Source organism: Curtobacterium sp. NPDC089991 (assembly GCF_044748425.1).
Taxonomy (GTDB): Bacteria; Actinomycetota; Actinomycetes; order Actinomycetales; family Microbacteriaceae; genus Curtobacterium.
On the sequence record NZ_JBIVGB010000004.1, the window covers coordinates 110969 to 126579 of the forward strand.

The window sequence follows — 15611 nt, forward strand, 5'->3', positions numbered from 1 at the left end:
CGATGTCACGGCGTCGAAGGCCGACCGAGCGAGTCTACGCGACCCCGCGCTCTGATGCCAGCCCCGTCGTCGACGGACGGCCGCGAGCCGGACCCGGCCCGTGCCTCCCGGCCGGCCCGTCGGTCAGGACTCGGCGAGCCGCTGTCGTTGCTCGGCCACGTCGAAGTCCGCCTTCGGCCACGAGAGCTGCATGTCCTCGAGGGCGCGGAGCAGGAGCTGCTGCACCGCCAGGCGGGCGTACCACTTGCGGTTCGCCGGCACGACGTACCAGGGCGCCTGCGGGGTCGAGGTCTGGTCGAACACGATCTGGTACGCGTCCTGGTACCGGTCCCACAGCAGGCGCTCGTCGATGTCGGCCGGGTTGAACTTCCAGTGCTTGTCGGGGCGGTCGAGTCGCTCGCCGAGGCGTTCGCGCTGCTCGTCCTTCGAGATGTGCAGCATCACCTTGACGATCGTGGTGCCCTCGGCGGTGAGGCGGTCCTCGAACTCGGTGATCGCGCCGTAGCGTCGTTCGATCTCGTCCGGCGCCGCGAACGCCCGGATGCGCTGGATGAGGACGTCCTCGTAGTGCGAGCGGTCGAAGACGCCGAGCTGCCCGGCACTCGGGAGCTGACGCTCGATGCGCCAGAGGAAGTCGTGCTCGCGCTCCTCGGCCGTCGGGGCCTTGAAGCCCGCGTACCGCACGCCGTTGGGGTCGACCGCACCGACGACGTGCGAGACGATGCCGCCCTTGCCGGCGGTGTCCATCGCCTGCAGGACGAGCAGCACCCGGCGCTGGTCGCCGGCGGTCGACGCCGCGTACAGCCGCTCCTGCAGGGCGGCGAGGCGGGACGCCCCCGCGGCGAGCGCTTCGAGCCCGTCGATCTTGCGGCCGGGGAAGCCCGGCGTCGCATCCGGGTCGACCTGGTCGAGGCGGAAGCCCTGGTCGACGCGGAGCAGTGGTTCGGGATCGGCGTTCCAGGCCTTGCGACGGCTCACGGGTCCTCCTGCGGTCCTGGCGGCGGGTGCCCCCTGCTCTCATCCTGGCACTGTGTCGGTTCCGCCGTCGGGCGGCGCCGTCCGGGTGCGCGGTCGGGTGCGCGGTCGGGTGCGCGGTCGGGGTTCCTCCGCTGGGGTGACGTGGCCGGCCTCGGGTGCGGCTACCGTGGAACCGATGAAGTCCGGCCGCCGCACAGTGCTCGCGCTCGTCGCCGCGGTCGTGGCGCTCGGCGCGGTCGCGTCCTGCAGTACGGACCCCGTCGGCGACGAGAACGCGACGGTCACCGCGGACAGCGTCATCTACCCGCTGTCCCTGCAGTACCACGGCATCGACGTGGTCGCGGATGTGCCGTACGGCACGGCTCCGCTGCAGCGACTCGACGTCTGCCTGCCGGCCGACAGCGCCCCGGAGACGACCGCGACCCCCACGGCGACGCCGTCCGCCACCCCGACGGCCGACCCCGCCGAGGCCGCAGCCAGCACCGGTCGGCCCGCGGTGCTGATGATCCACGGCGGCAGCTGGTCGCACGGCGACAAGGCCACCGCCGCCTACCGGTCGGTGTGCAAGTACCTGGCGTCCGAGGGCTTCGTCACGTTCAACGTCGACTACCGGCTCGCTCCCACCGACCCGTTCCCGGCCGGTCTCGACGACGTCCGACGGGCGCTCGACTACGTGTTCCGCCCCACGACGCTCTCCACGTACGACGTCGACTCCCAGCGGGTCGGGGTGTTCGGCGGGAGCGCGGGCGGCAACCTGGCGGCGATGCTCGCGGTGACCGACCACGAGTCCGCCGCCTACGCCGAGGGCGACCGGATCCATGCGGTCGTCGACCTGAGCGGCCCCACGAACCTGACGTCACGCTCGACCCGGGCCGACGGGGTGTCCGCGTCCTTCCAGCGGAAGCAGCTGCTGTACCTCGGCTGCCGGACCTACGCGAAGTGTCCGGCGGCGACCCGGGCGTCGCCGGAGTACCACGTCACCTCGGACACGGCGCCGTTCTTCATCGGGCACTCGACGGACGAGTTCATCCCGCTGTGGGAGTCGCAGGAGTTCGCGGCGACGCTCCGGTCGCACGACGTGCCGGTCACGTTCGTGCAGGTCGAGGGGACCGCGCACTCGATCGCGCAGCTCGACGAGGCGATGAGCCGCCGCGTGGCGACGTTCTTCCGGACCCAGCTGGGCTGAGGCGCTGCGGGGGCGCCGTGCGCGGGTTCGGCCGCGGGCGGGTTCGGCCGCGGGCGGGTTCGGTCGCGGGCGGGTTGTGTGCCGCCGAAGCGACACTTCTCGCCGACGAGCGGCCGTCCGTGCCGCGAGAGCGACGTTGTGCCGCCGATGTTCGGCGGAGAAGTGTCGCTTTCGCAGAGACGCCAGAGCGGGCGCGCTCGCGGAGCCGCACTGCCGCGTGCCCCGGGTGGGTGGCACCCGGAGTCGGGACTACTGCCGACAGCCACCACGTCGCAGACTTCCGGGGTGACCGACACCTCGACCCGCCCTGCACGCGCCGCCGCGACCCGCTGGGACCGTTCTGCGCTGCAGACCTCCTCGGAGTTGCTGCTCGGTCTGTCGTTCGCCGCCACCATGGCCTTCGGCGGGTACGCGGCCGCGACCGGGCACCTCGCTGTGTTCGCGCAGGGCGCCGGGATCGTCTTCCTGGTCACGCTGACCTGCGTGCTCGTGTCGTGGTTCCGCGCCGTCGAGCGCGAGGAGCGTGCCGACCGTCCCGCCGTCTCGCCCCTCGCCGCGATCGACGCCGAGTACCGCCGCTAAGCCGCGCTGTCGGAACGCGCCGCTCGACGCCGCTGTCGTTCCGCCCGAAGCTCCGCGCGTTCCTGGCGTCGCTCAGCGCGCGCCTGCTTCCGGGTCTTGCCCGCGGCGATCCGGTCCGCGTTGCGCTCGCGTGCCCGCTCGACCACGAAGTACAGCGCCGGCAGCACCACGAGCGTCAGCAGTGTCGAGGACACCAGCCCGCCGATCACGACCAGTGCCAGCGGCTGCGAGATGAACCCGGACTTGCCGGTCAGCCCGATCGCCATCGGCACGAGCGCGAAGATCGTCGCCAGTGCGGTCATCAGGATGGGCCGGAGTCGTCGGGTGGCCCCTTCGACCAGGGCCTCGCGCACCCGCAGTCCGCGCCGCCGGTACTGGTTCACCAGGTCGATGAGGACGATCGCGTTCGTCACGACGATGCCGACGAGCATGAGCACGCCGATGAGCGACGCCACACCGAGTGGGATGCCCGACGCGATCTGCAGCAGGATCGCGCCCGTCGCCGCGAACGGCACCGAGACGAGCAGCAGCAGGGGCTGGAGCAGGCTCCGGAACGTCGCGACCATCACCACGTAGACGATCAGGATCGCGACCAGGGCGGCGAGCAGCAGCTGGCTGAACGCCGACGTCTGGCTCGAGGCGACGCCGCCGATCGACGCGGACGCACCCTTGGGCAGGTCGAGCTGGTCGACCGCCGTGGTCACCGACTGCACCGCCGCGCCGAGGTTCGACGCGTCCGGGGTCACGGTGATCGTCGCGGTGCGGACGGCGTCCGAGGTGGTGACGGTCGTCGGCCCCTCGGCACGTTCGACGGTGGCGACGTCGGACAGCGGCACCGGGCCGGTCGAGGTCGGGACCGACAGTGCGCGCAGTGCCGTGATGGTCCCCGGCGGCGAGGGTGCGGCGATGTAGACGTCGAGCGAGGCGTCGCCGATCTCGACCGTCCCGGTGTCGCGCGGCGACACCGAGGCTGCGACGATCCCGCCGACCTGGGTCTCGGTCAGCCCGAGCGCGGCCGCCTTCTCGCGGTCGACCCGGACGGCCAGGTACGGCTCGGCCGACGACAGGTTGCTCGTCGCCCCCGTGGTGTCGTCGACCGTCCGCATCTCGCGCAGCACCTGCGACGCGGCGGTCCGGAGCTGCGCCTGGGTCGGCGCGCTGACGTCGACCTCGATGTCGCTGCTGCCGCCGAAGCCACCACCCGACGACGCGACCGTGAGCTCGCCCTGGTCCTTGAGCCCGTCGAGTCGCTTCCGGGTGTCGGACTGCACCCGGGTCTGGTCGGCGCCCTCGTCGGTGGTCACCGAGTACTGCACCGATGCCGTGCCGCCGCCACCGAACGCGGCCTGGATCGACTCGCCGCTCGTGCCGATCGTGGTCTGGACGGTCTCGACGCCGTCGACCGCGCGGAGCTGGCGCTCGACGGTGCGTGCCGCGTCGGACTGCGACGCCAGGCTCGTGCCGGGCTCGAGGTCCTGCGTGACGGTGAAGGTGTTCTGCCCGGAGTCACCGAGGTAGTTCGTCTTGACGAAGGGCAGCGCCGCTGCGGTCCCTCCGAGCACGAGCACGGCGAGCACGAGGACCACCCACGGTGCGCGGAGCGCCCACCCGAGCACCGGCTGGTAGCCGCGGCGCAGCCGGTCGGGTGCGGACGCGTCGTGCAGGTCTGCCGCACTCGCGAGTGCACCGTCCGTCGCAGAGCTGACGGGAGGCACGGCCCCCGCCGCCCCGTCGGCGTCGGTCCCCGACACGGCCGGCTGCACCGCCCCGGCGTGCTTGTGCCCCTTCGGCGCGCGCAGGAACCAGTACGCCAGCACCGGCACGATGGTCAGGGAGACCAGCAGCGAGGCGACCAGCGCCATCGTCACGGTCAGGGCGAACGGCCGGAACAGTTCGCCGACGAGCTCGGCGACGAACGCGACGGGCAGGAACACGACCACGGTCGTCACGGTCGACGCGGTCACGGCGCCGGCGACCTCGCGGACGCCGTCGAGCACCGCCCGTTGCCGGTCGACGCCGGGTTGCAGGTGCCGCTTGATGTTCTCGATCACGACGATGGAGTCGTCGACCACACGGCCGATCGCGATGGTCAGGCCGGCGAGCGTGATGATGTTGAGCGTGTAGCCGGCGGCCAGCATGCCGATCGCGGCGAGGAGCACCGACGTCGGGATCGAGATCGCGGTGACGATCGTCGACCGGACCGACAGCAGGAACAGCAGGATCACGAGGACGGCGAAGGCCAGGCCGAGCAGTCCTTCCTCGGCCAGGGAGTCGATCGACTGCTGGATGAAGGGCGCCTGGTCGAACACGACGGTGAACCGGGGGTCGCCGTCGATCTTCGCCTCGATGCCGGGCAGGGCGTCACGGACGGTCTCGGAGACGTCGACGGTGTTCGCCTCCTGCGTCTTCGTGATCGCGATGGTGAGTGCCTGTTCGCCGTTCACGCGGCTGATCGAGGTGCGCGGTGACTCCTTGATGGCGACGGTGGCGACGTCGCCGAGGGTCGTCGCCGAGGTGCCGCCCGTCAGCGGCAGGTCCTCGATGTCGGCGACCGAGGCGATGCGTTCGCCGGTCTGCACGGAGAGCGTCGAACCGCTCTGCGTGATCGTGCCGCCGGGGATCAGGGTGCCGTTGTCGTCGAGCGCGTCCGAGATCGCCGTCTCGCTGAGGCCCCGGGCTGCCAGGTCGTCCTGGTCCGGGGTGATGACGACGCGGCGACCGGGGTTGCCGTAGACGTCGGCGGCCCGCACCCCGTCGAGCTTCTCGAGGTCGGGCACCGCGGTGGCGTTCAGCCGTTCGACGAGCTGTTCCTGGTCGCCCTTCGCCGACACCGCGAGCTGCAGGACGGGCAGGTCGTCGAACGACCCGGTCACGATCTGGGTCTGCACGGAGTCGGGCAGCGAGAGTGCATTGACGACGGTCTGGATCTTGTCCTCGGCGCTGGCCAGGTTGGAGCCGTAGTCGAACGAGGCCGACACGATGCTCTGCCCGGTGGACGAGGTCGCCGAGGTCGACTCGAGGTCCGGGACCGCCTGGATCCCCTGCTCGATCTTCGTCGAGACGTCGTTGGACACCACCTCGGGCGTGGCACCCGGGTACGCGCTCACGATCGCGACCTGCGGGAACTCGACGCTCGGGATCAGCTCCTGCTTGAGGTTCGACAGCGCGATGCCACCGAAGATCGCGACGACGATCGTGACGAGCGCGATGAGGGCCCGGTTGCGGAGGCTGAAGACCGAGAGGAGGTGCACGTCATCGATCCTCGCAGCCGCAGCCCGTGCGCGTCCGCATCAGGCCGTCGCATCAGCCACCGAGCAGCAGGTACGCGCCGAGCACGCCGACGGTGCCGAGCACGCCGCTGCCGAGGGCGATCACGCGGCCGACCGACGACCGGGCGGTGGCCACCCCGACGACGAGCACGAGGATGCCGACGACGATCTCGACCACCCAGGTCACCGGGCCGGTCGTGGCCACCACCTTCAGCAGCGCCCGCACCCCCTCGCCGATGAGGATCGCGGCGGTGACCCCGAAGGCTCCGGCACGCCAGCGGGCGTCACGGGAGCGGACGAACACGGCGACCGCACCGGCGAGCAGCCCCGCGGGGACGCCGAGCAGCACCCACAGGTTGGTGACGGACAGGAAGTCCGGGTAGCCGCGCAGGTTCGTCGTGGCCCAGTAGCCGACGTGCATGAGTTCGAGCAGCACGACGCCGAGCAGCATCGCGAGCGGCAGGGCGAACCGGCCGGCACGGGCTCCGGCGCCGATGCACAGCGCGACGGCGACCAGGAACCAGGGGCCGGCCGAGTTGGCGACCGACGACAGTGCGGGCACGGTCTGCCCGAACGAGGTCAGCACACCGGCGAGCAGCGCACCGCTCAGGGCCATCGTGACGCGCACCAGAGCCGGCACCGCGGGGCACGGCTCGGACGGCGACGCGGACGACGGGGACGCAGCAGGCGCCGGAGCACCGGCGGACAGGGTCGCGTTCATGGCATCAGCATCGCGTCGTCCGCCGCCGCGCACATCACCCCACGGAGCGAGAACGACCCCGGCCCATCACCCCAGAGGATGACCCCACGACTGCTCACACCACCGCGGCGAGCGACCCCCGCACCCCGGCGGACTCCCCACCGACCCGCGCCCACGCCCGTTCGAGCACGTCCACCAGACGACCGCGGTCCGCCGGCGCCATCGTGAACGGCACCCGCAGGAACCGTTCGAACCCGCCGTCCGGGCCGAACACCCCGCCGGACGCCAGCACCACCCCCTCGGACCGCGCGGCCAGCACGAGCGCACTCGACACCGGTCGCCCGAGGCCCACCCACGTCGTCAGCCCACCTGCGGGCGACGGGACGTCCCATTCCGGCAGTCGTGCCCTGAGCGCGCCCACGACGTCGTCGCGACCCTGTCGCAGGTACTCGCGCCGCGCCTCCAGGACGGCCGCCGTGCGCGGGACCAGCTCGCGCGCGACCAGCTGGTCGAGGACGGGGGTGCCGAGGTCGCCCGTCGGGCGGGCGGCGAGCAGCCGCTGCAGGAGCGCCGGCGCGGCGCGGATCCAGCCGATCCGCAGGCCGCCCCAGAAGACCTTGTCGGCCGACCCGATCATCACGACCGACGCCCCCGACGGGTCCGCTGCTGCCAGCGGCAGCGACGGCGCGCCGTCGATCCGCAGCTCGCCCATCGTCTCGTCGGCGACCACCGTCGTGCCGACCGACGCCGCGACCGACAGCAGCAGCTGGCGGGTCGACGCGGACATGGTCGCTCCGGTCGGGTTGTGCAGCTCGGGCATGACGTAGGCGACGGCCGGGGCGGTCCGGCGCAGGGTCGTCTCGAGCGCGGCGGCGTCCCACCCGGTCCGCGCGTCGACGGGCACGCCGACGAGTCGTCCGCCGGCCTCGCGGAACGCCTCGTGCGCGTGCGGGTAGGTCGGGGACTCGACGAGCACGGCGTCACCGCGGCGGACGAGCACCCGTGCGAGCAGCGCGATGGCGTGCTGCGCGCCGATCGTCACGATCACCTGGGACGGGTCGGTCGCCAGCCCGCGCTCGGTGTAGCGGTCGGCGATGGCGGCGCGGAGCCCGGGGTCGCCGACGGTGTCGTACCCGATGCCGGCGAGCGCCGCGGGCACGTGTCGCACCGCCCGTTCGACGGCCTCGGCCATCCCCGGCGCCGAGTGCATCGCGGCCTTCCGCAGGTCGAGCAGCTCGCCGTCGACCACCCCGCCGAGCCGTTCCGGGTCGGGACGACCGATCAGGGACGCGGGCAGGTGGACCACGCTGCCGGAGCCACGGACCGACACGACGAACCCGTCGGACCGCAGTCGGGCGTACGCGTTCGCCACGGTCGTGCGGGAGACGCCGAGCGCGGTGGCCAGTCCGCGCTCCGCCGGCAGTCGCACGCCCTGCGCGACCCGGCCGTCGATGACGAGCACCCGGATGGCGTCGGACAGGGCCTCGTACGCGGGGGCGTCGGTGCCGTCGCGCCAGTCGGTGAGCAGCAGGGCAGCAGATCGAGCACTCAGCAGCACGGGTGTCATGGGTCCACGGTAGCGCGATTGGCTCTCGACCAGCAGTCCAATCCCCGTCGACGATGAACCCATGTCCCGCAGCACCGCCCTCACGTTCCGCTTCGTCCAGCTCTTCGTCGGCCTGTTCCTCTACGGCGCCTCGACCGCGCTGCAGGTCCGCGCGGTCGTCGGCGTCTCGTCGTGGACCGTCCTGACGCAGGGCCTCGAGAACGTGGTGCCGTGGTCGTTCGGCGTCATCACCGTCGTGTCGAGCGGTGTGATCCTGCTGTTCTGGATCCCCCTGCGCCAGAAGCCGGGCATCGGCACCCTGCTGAACGCGCTGGCGATCGGGCCGAGCGCCGACCTGGTGCTCTGGCTCGTGCCGGAGCCGTCCGGGCTGCTCGCCCGGATCGCCCTGTTCGTCGCCGGACTGGTGCTGCTCGCCGTCGCGACGGCGTTCTACATCGGCGCGGGGTTCGGCACCGGGGCCCGTGACGGCCTGATGGTCGGACTGCACGAGCGCCTCGGCTGGCCACTCTGGCTCGCGCGCACCCTGGTGGAGGTGTCGGTCGTCATCGTCGGGTGGATCCTCGGCGGGAACGTCGGCGCCGGCACCGTCATCACCGCCTTCGCGATCGGTCCGATGGTGCAGCCACTCATGCCGTTCTTCCGCCGGTTCCCGTGGAGCCCGGAGCGACGGGTCGTCCGGGAGGCCCGCCCCACCTCCGTCGCGCACGCTTCGTGAGCAGGAATGGTCGGGTCGCAGGGCCCCACCCGACCATTTCTGCTCACCATCCGCCCGGCATCCTTGCGCCGCGTCGAGTCGCGATATAGCGTGACCTCCACAGACGCGATACATCGCGAGTTGGAGGAAGCAACATGACGCAGGAGAAGTGGCTCGTCGACGAGCCCAAGGTCATCGACACCGGCATCGTCCGCACACTCCGTGTCGGACTCGTCGGTGGTCAGGTGGACGTCGTGGCACATGACGAACCCACCGCACGGGTCGAGGTCCACAGCGTGTCCGGCAAGCAGCTGAAGATCGAGGTCGACGGCGACACGCTCACCGTCGACCACCCGCAGATCCGGTGGGACGACCCCATCGGGTTCCTGAAGTCGTTCCGCGGCAAGGCCCACGCGGACGTCAGCATCCTCGTCCCCCGCGACGCCTCGGTGCACCTCGGCGTCGTGTCGGCGGGTGCACTGCTGTCCGGCACGAACCGCGGCGCGATGCTCAACACGGTGTCCGGTGACCTCGTGGTCGACGGTGTCGCCGGCGACGTCACGGTCAACGCCGTCTCGGGCGCGACGACCATCCGCGAACTCGACGGCGCCCTGACGGTCCACACGGTCTCGGGTGACGTCGTGGCCACGGGCGAGATCCCGCGGTTCCAGGCGGACGGGGTCTCGGCGGACGTCGTGCTCGACCTGCACGGCGTGCCGGAGTCGGCGCGCGTCAACACGGTCTCGGGTGGCGTGAGCGTCCGGCTCGAGGACGGTGTCGCCTACCAGTGCACCGTCAGCACGGCGTCCGGCAAGCTGCAGTTCGACGACTCCGAGATCCGCGGTGTGCGCGGCTCGTACGTCAAGCAGGGTGGCGAGCTGGCCGGCCAGTGGCTGGACCTGCGCGTGAACTCGGTCTCCGGCGACATCGCGGTGCTGCACGCCCCGCCGGTCGCCACCGAGCCGACCGCACCCCCGGCACCCCCGACGGCGCCGGTCCCCCCGACGGCGCCCGTGCCCCCGACGGCGTCCGTGCCCCCGACGGTGCCGACCAACGACGGCGAGGTGCCCGCATGAGCCCCGTCTTCGCCCACGGCCACCTCCGCCTGTACCTGCTCGTGCTGCTGGCGGACCACCCGATGCACGGCTACGAGCTCATCCAGGCCCTCGGCGACCGGTTCGGCGGCACCTACGTGCCGAGCGCCGGCACCGTGTACCCGCGGCTCGCGAAGCTCGAGGAAGAGAGCCTCGTCTCGAAGACCGCCGACGGCCGCAAGACCGTCTACGCGATCACCGAGGCCGGCCGCACCGAACTCGCGGCCCGTGCCGACGAGATCGCCGCGGTCGAGTCCGGGGTCGCCGACTCGGTGAAGTCCCTGGCCGACGGCGTCCGCGCCTCGGTCGGCGAGGCGATGCGGTCCCTCCGAGCCGACCTCGCCGCCTCGGCGGAGAGCCCCGGCACCGGTTCCCACGAGGAGCCCGTCTCGGTCCCGTCGGAGAGCGCCCGCGCCCTGCGCGAGCTCGAGATGGCGCTGTCGTCGTTCCGGCAGCAGGTCCGCGCGGACCTGCGCCGACGTGCGACCCGCGGCACGCTCCGTGCGGACACCGTGACGCGCCTGCGTGACGGCCTGGAGGCCCTGCGCAAGTCGCTCTGACGGCCCGCGGCCGACAGGCGGTCGCGACCAGAGCCTCCCGGCCGCCCGTCGCACCGCCCCACCCACGGAACCAGGTTCCGGACACAGCATCACGCCGATCCGTGGTGTCGTGACCGGAACCTGGTTCCGTCTGCGCACGACGGCCCGCGGTCGGCGCGCTACAGCCCGCGTTCGGCGAACGCGACCATCGCGTCGCGCAGCGCACGTGCCGCACCCGCTCCGGCCCAGTCGTAGGCGTGCGCGAACCGCTCGTCGTGCACGTACATCTCGGCGAGGGTCCGGAACCGCTCCGCGGTGAGGTCCGCCGGCGGCGTCGACTCGGCGAGCCACGCGAACTGCCGCCGCGCCAGTGCCTGCGCGGCCGGTGAGTCCGGGCCGTCGCCCGACGCGGCGAGCGCTGCGGCGGCCTGGGCGATCGCGCGCAGCTCGTCCTGGAACGCCTGCTTGCCTGCGGTGTCCTTCGCGTCCCACCAGGCGGTGCCGCGCTGCCAGGCGTCCGCTCCCCAGCGCTCCTCGACCTCGTGCTTGAAGCGGGTCTGGTCGAACCCGTCGAAGGTGTCCGTGGCGTTCATGGTGTCCCCGTTCTCGATCCTGGTGATGGTGGTGCGCACGGCGGCGAGCTGCCGGGCGAGGCGGTCCCGCTCGCGTTCGAGCCAGGCGACGTGCGCGGTGAGGGCGGCGACGTCGTCCTGCTCGCCGTCGAGGACCCGGCGGATGTCGGGCAGCCCGAGGCCGAGGCCGCGCAGCAGCAGGATGCGCTGCAGCCGGACGAGTGCCCGGTCGTCGTAGCGGCGGAGTCCGCCGTCGCCGACGGCGGTGGCCGGCAGCAGCCCGATGGCGTCGTAGTGGCGGAGCGTGCGGCTCGACACCCCGGCGGATCGCGCCACGTCGGCGATGCCGTGGGGTGCTTTCGCAGCTTCCGTGGCGATGTCTGACGGATCCCTCATGCAGCCCACCGTAGAGGTTGACGCCACGTCAACCGCAAGGGGTGATCGGGGTGCGGAGTCGACGACACGCGACCGACCGGGAATGACCGCCCGGGGACCCGTGTTGACTCCCGCCCGGAACTGAGTAGGTTTGCCGCTCGTGACGAACGAGGTCCGGTCGCTGAAAGCGCGACTGATCGGGGATCCGCTCCCCTCTGAGAAGCTCGAAGGACAGCTCCTCCCGAAGCACCTGGCACTGCCGATCTTCGCGAGTGACCCGCTGTCCTCCGTCGCGTACGCACCGCAGGAACTCCTGATGATCCTGCTGCTCGGCGGGATGTCGTTCCTGACCTTCGCACCGTGGGTGGCCGCGCTCGTCGTGCTGCTGCTCGTGGTGGTCGTCGCGTCCTACCGACAGCTCATCAAGGCGTACCCGTCCGGCGGCGGCGACTACGAGGTCGCGCACCGGAACCTCGGCGAGAAGGCCGGGCTGGTCGTCGCGAGTGCGCTGCTCGTCGACTACGTCATGACGGTCGCGGTGTCGGTGGCCTCCGGCGTGGACAACATCATCTCGGCGCTGCCGATGCTGAACGACGTCCGCGTCGAACTCGCGCTCGTGTTCGTCGTGCTCCTCGCCGCCACGAACCTGCGCGGCGTGCGGGAGTCGAGCAAGGCGTTCGCCATCCCCACCTACCTGTTCGTGGCGTCGGTCTTCGTGATGGTCGTCACCGGCCTGGTCCGCGTCGCCGCCGGGCACGCCCCGGTCGCCGAGTCCGCCGGGTACACCGTCGACAACGTCGAGCACACGACGCAGGCGGCGTTCATCCTGCTGCTCCTCCGGGCCTTCGCCTCCGGCTGCTCGGCCCTGACCGGCGTCGAGGCCATCGCGAACGGCGTGCAGGCCTTCCGACGCCCGAAGATCAAGAACGCGCAGGCGACCCTGGTGGCGATGGGCGGCATCGCGATCGTCCTGTTCATCGGGCTCATCACGCTCGCGCTCGTGTCCCGCGTGCACTACGCCGAACGCGCCTGCGACCTGCAGGGGTTCGCGGACTGCGCCACGACGCCGCAGCGCTCCCTCATCGCCCAGATCGCGGCGGCGACGTTCGGTGACAACTCGGTGCTGTTCTTCGTCATCCAGGCGACGACGGCCGCGGTCCTGCTCCTCGCCGCGAACACGGCGTTCAACGGGTTCCCGCTGCTCGGCTCGATCCTGGCCCGCGACTCGTACGCCCCCAAGGCCCTGTCGACGCGCGGCGACCGGCTCATCTACTCGAACGGCGTCATCGTCCTGGCGCTCGTCGCCGCGGCGCTGCTCGTGGTGTACCGGGCGAACGTCACGAGCCTCATCCAGCTCTACATCATCGGCGTCTTCGTGTCGTTCACCCTCGGGCAGACGGGCATGGTCGTGCACTGGACGCGACTGCTGCGCGCGGACCGGGCCGGCACCGCCGATCCGTCCGTCAACCGCGCGCAGGTGGTGCGCTCCCGCACCATCAACGCGATCGGCGCCACGTTCACCCTCGTCGTCCTGGTCATCGTCACGATCACCAAGTTCACGCACGGCGCCTGGCTCGTGTTCCTGATCATGCCGATCCTGTACGTGCTCATGCTCGGCGTGAACCGTTACTACCGCGACGTCTCGCACGAGATCGAGGCCGACGTCGAGACCGAGTTCGGTGCCACCGGCGACCACGCCGTCGTGCTCGTGAACAAGCTGCAGAAGCCCGTGCTGAAGGCCCTCGACTACGCGATCGCCGCCGAGCACGCCAGCTGCGAGGCGGTCCACGTCGCGATCGACGACGCCGACGCCCAGAACCTGCGCGACCAGTGGGCCGAGTACGGCATCCGGATGCCGTTGACCATCGTGCCGAGTCCGTACCGCGACATCTCGATGCCGCTCATCAAGTACATCAAGGCGCACCGGCTCGAGCACGGCTCCGAGGTCGTCACCGTCTACACCCCGATCTTCATCGTCGGTCACTGGTGGGAGGGCCTGCTCCACAACCACCGCGGTCGTCGCATCCGCAAGAAGCTCCTGCTCGTGCACGGCGTCACCGTGGCGCTGGTGCCGTGGCTGCTCGACTCGTCCGAGCTGCTGTACGGCCGCCGGTCGCGTCCGCTCCCCGGCCAGGAACGTCGCGGCGAGCCCGTGCGGCCCCCGCTCCGCCGGTCCCTCGCCGGCTCGGCCGGAGCGCCGGTCGACGGTGTCGTCGATGATCGCCTGGCCCGGTCCGCGCAGCGGAACAGCCTGCAGCCGCGTCGCGCGACCCGACCGGCCGGTCCCGCCGAGGGCGTCGACCCCGCGCAGTGCACCGGTGAGCTGCACGCGCTCGTGCCGACCTCGCCGCGTCGGGGCGACGAGTCGTAGCATCTGACGTCATGACGATCACCGACCTGCGGACGTTCGCCACGTTCGACGGCCACGGCGGCAAGGTGTCGAAGCGCGTCGAGGTGCTGGACCACGAGCCCGTCGCGGGCAGCCGCCACGAAGGACTCGTCGCGGTGCGCGGCGAACACCCCCTGGGTGCGCTCGACGAGCGCGCCGCCGACGAGTCGGCAGCGCTGTCGCGCGGCGTCCCCAGCGTCGGGTGGGTCGACCCGTCGACGCTGCGCGACTGGTACCGCCCGGACCGCGTGGTCATCACCCGGCTCGAGGCGCGGCAGTCCGGCATCGAGCCCGGTCTCTACGCCGATTCGCGCGGTCGCGGACGGGTCCGGATCGACGGCCTGGAGGCACGGCTCGCCCCCGACGGTCGGCCCGCCTTCCGCGCACTGGCCGGTTCCGAGGCGCCCTGGGTGGTCGACGTCCCCCTGCCGACGGACCAGGCGGTGCGGCTCGTGGCGGTCGCCGAGGTCGACGAGGGCTTCGAGGTCGTGACCGCTCCGGTGTCCCCGTTCCTGCAGCCCGGCGAGTACGCGGCGTACGACGACGACGTCCCCGGTCTGCCCCCGCGGCCGTCCAGCGGCCGGGTCGTGGTGTCCGCGACCGTGCTGCTCGACGGCTCGCTGCACGAGGTCGAGCGGATCGACGAGCAGGCCGCGACGATCTGGGTCCGTCGCGAGGGACGGACCGTGCCGATCGCCACGAGTGCGGTCGGCCCGGACCTGGTGCGGTACTCGGCCACGCCGGTCTGACGGGGGACACACCGTCTGCGGGGTGCGTCGGAGGTGCGGCGTAGCGTCCTCGGCATGAGTGATGCAGAAGAGACCCTCGGCGGCGCCCGTCCGGACCCGTCGACCGACGCGAGGAAGGACCCCGAGCAGTGGGTCACCGGTGACGAGCCGATGACCGGACCCCAGCGCAGCTACCTCGACACCCTGGCCCGTGAAGCCGGCGAGGAGCTCTCCGCTGACCTGACCAAGGCCGAGGCCTCGGAGCACATCGACCGCCTGCAGCAGCAGACCGGCCGCGGCACCGACACCACGGGTTCCTGAGAGCGGGTCCGCCCTTCGGCGGACCCCAGCCTGGGCATGTTCTGGTGATGTCCGGGCAGACCCCCGGACGAGGGGCATCGATGACGTGTCACCGGTTAGCTTCGTGGCCATGCGAACGACATCGACCTCCATCGGCCTGACCGCGCTCCGCATCGTCCTCGGGGTGGTGTTCATCGCCCACGGCGCGCAGAAGTTCGCCCAGGGCATCCCGAACGTGGCCCAGGGCTTCTCCGGCATGGGTGTCCCGCTCGCCGACGTCGCCGCGCCCCTGGTGGCGGGCCTCGAACTCGTCGGCGGCGTGCTGCTCGTGCTCGGCGTCGCGACCCGCGTCGTGGGCGTCCTGCTCGCCGTCGACATGGTCGTCGCGGGGCTGCTCGCGCACGCGTCGTCCGGCTTCTACTCGCAGGACGGCGGCTTCGAGTACGTGCTCGTCCTGGCGGTCGGTTCGCTCGTCGTGGCGCTGACCGGCCCGGGGCGGTTCTCGCTCGACGCCGTGTTCCTGGCGTCGTCCCGTCGCCGTCGTGGCGTGCAGGAGCCCCTGCCCGCCTGACCCGCGGTGCGGGGCCCTGCGCCCCCTGGTGCGAGGTTGATCACTCGGTGCGCCGAAAGAACCTCGC

Annotated in this window: 14 protein-coding genes; 9 read left to right on the plus strand and 5 right to left on the minus strand. The window is 72.0% G+C overall.

Features of this window, described 5'->3' with window-relative positions:
- Nucleotides 1–123: 123 nt before the first annotated feature.
- Complete coding sequence (locus tag ACIPV1_RS12690) at nt 124–978, minus strand: PPK2 family polyphosphate kinase (RefSeq protein ID WP_260154559.1); 855 nt, start codon at nt 976–978, stop codon at nt 124–126.
- Between the two features lie 175 nt (nt 979–1153).
- On the opposite strand from ACIPV1_RS12690, the gene ACIPV1_RS12695 reads away from it, so the two are divergent.
- Nucleotides 1154–2164, plus strand: coding sequence for an alpha/beta hydrolase (locus tag ACIPV1_RS12695; protein ID WP_123937537.1), 1011 nt, complete (start codon nt 1154–1156; stop codon nt 2162–2164).
- A gap of 285 nt (nt 2165–2449) precedes the next feature.
- The gene (locus ACIPV1_RS12700; protein WP_123937536.1) at nt 2450–2746 is read left to right on the plus strand and encodes a hypothetical protein; all 297 of its coding nucleotides are present in this window, start codon (nt 2450–2452) and stop codon (nt 2744–2746) included.
- Here ACIPV1_RS12700 and ACIPV1_RS12705 read toward each other — a convergent pair.
- From ACIPV1_RS12705 to ACIPV1_RS12715, 3 genes are all read right to left on the minus strand, one after another.
- A complete protein-coding gene (locus ACIPV1_RS12705; protein ID WP_123937535.1) occupies nt 2743–5997 on the minus strand; it encodes an efflux RND transporter permease subunit in 3255 nt (1084 codons plus the stop codon). The two genes, ACIPV1_RS12700 and ACIPV1_RS12705, sit on opposite strands and share 4 nt — an antisense overlap.
- A 52-nt stretch (nt 5998–6049) precedes the next feature.
- Complete coding sequence (locus ACIPV1_RS12710; protein WP_123937534.1) at nt 6050–6736, minus strand: DUF6518 family protein; 687 nt, start codon at nt 6734–6736, stop codon at nt 6050–6052.
- A 94-nt stretch (nt 6737–6830) separates the two neighbouring features.
- Nucleotides 6831–8282 (minus strand): PLP-dependent aminotransferase family protein, encoded by a 1452-nt coding sequence (locus ACIPV1_RS12715; RefSeq protein ID WP_123937533.1) that lies wholly within the window; start codon nt 8280–8282, stop codon nt 6831–6833.
- 61 nt (nt 8283–8343) lie between these two features.
- Here ACIPV1_RS12715 and ACIPV1_RS12720 point away from each other — a divergent pair, with 61 nt between their 5' ends.
- The 3 genes from ACIPV1_RS12720 (at nt 8344) to ACIPV1_RS12730 (ending at nt 10630) form a co-directional block, all read left to right on the plus strand.
- Nucleotides 8344–8997, plus strand: coding sequence for a YitT family protein (locus ACIPV1_RS12720; protein ID WP_402726533.1), 654 nt, complete (start codon nt 8344–8346; stop codon nt 8995–8997).
- 134 nt (nt 8998–9131) lie between these two features.
- The gene (locus ACIPV1_RS12725) at nt 9132–10052 is read left to right on the plus strand and encodes a DUF4097 domain-containing protein (RefSeq protein ID WP_260154556.1); all 921 of its coding nucleotides are present in this window, start codon (nt 9132–9134) and stop codon (nt 10050–10052) included.
- Nucleotides 10049–10630 carry a PadR family transcriptional regulator gene (locus tag ACIPV1_RS12730; RefSeq protein WP_123937531.1) on the plus strand — a complete coding sequence of 194 codons (582 nt, stop codon included), beginning with the start codon at nt 10049–10051 and terminating at the stop codon, nt 10628–10630. The genes ACIPV1_RS12725 and ACIPV1_RS12730 overlap by 4 nt, the downstream gene beginning before the upstream one ends.
- Before the next feature lie 158 nt (nt 10631–10788).
- On the opposite strand, the gene ACIPV1_RS12735 is transcribed toward ACIPV1_RS12730, so the two are convergent.
- Nucleotides 10789–11577, minus strand: a complete 789-nt coding sequence (locus ACIPV1_RS12735) for a MerR family transcriptional regulator (RefSeq protein ID WP_123937530.1) — start codon at nt 11575–11577, stop codon at nt 10789–10791.
- A 130-nt stretch (nt 11578–11707) separates the two neighbouring features.
- Between ACIPV1_RS12735 and ACIPV1_RS12740 the strand changes: the two genes are divergently transcribed.
- The 4 genes from ACIPV1_RS12740 to ACIPV1_RS12755 all read left to right on the plus strand — a co-directional run bounded on the left by ACIPV1_RS12740 (nt 11708) and on the right by ACIPV1_RS12755 (nt 15544).
- Nucleotides 11708–13927: an APC family permease gene (locus ACIPV1_RS12740; protein ID WP_123937529.1), complete on the plus strand. Its 2220-nt coding sequence runs from the start codon at nt 11708–11710 to the stop codon at nt 13925–13927.
- Nucleotides 13928–13938: 11 nt separating this feature from the next.
- Nucleotides 13939–14694, plus strand: a complete 756-nt coding sequence (locus ACIPV1_RS12745; RefSeq protein ID WP_111085562.1) for a hypothetical protein — start codon at nt 13939–13941, stop codon at nt 14692–14694.
- A gap of 54 nt (nt 14695–14748) precedes the next feature.
- A complete protein-coding gene (locus ACIPV1_RS12750; protein WP_123937528.1) occupies nt 14749–14994 on the plus strand; it encodes a DUF3072 domain-containing protein in 246 nt (81 codons plus the stop codon).
- A 109-nt stretch (nt 14995–15103) separates the two neighbouring features.
- The gene (locus tag ACIPV1_RS12755; RefSeq protein ID WP_123671966.1) at nt 15104–15544 is read left to right on the plus strand and encodes a DoxX family protein; all 441 of its coding nucleotides are present in this window, start codon (nt 15104–15106) and stop codon (nt 15542–15544) included.
- The last annotated feature ends 67 nt before the right edge of the window (nt 15545–15611 follow it).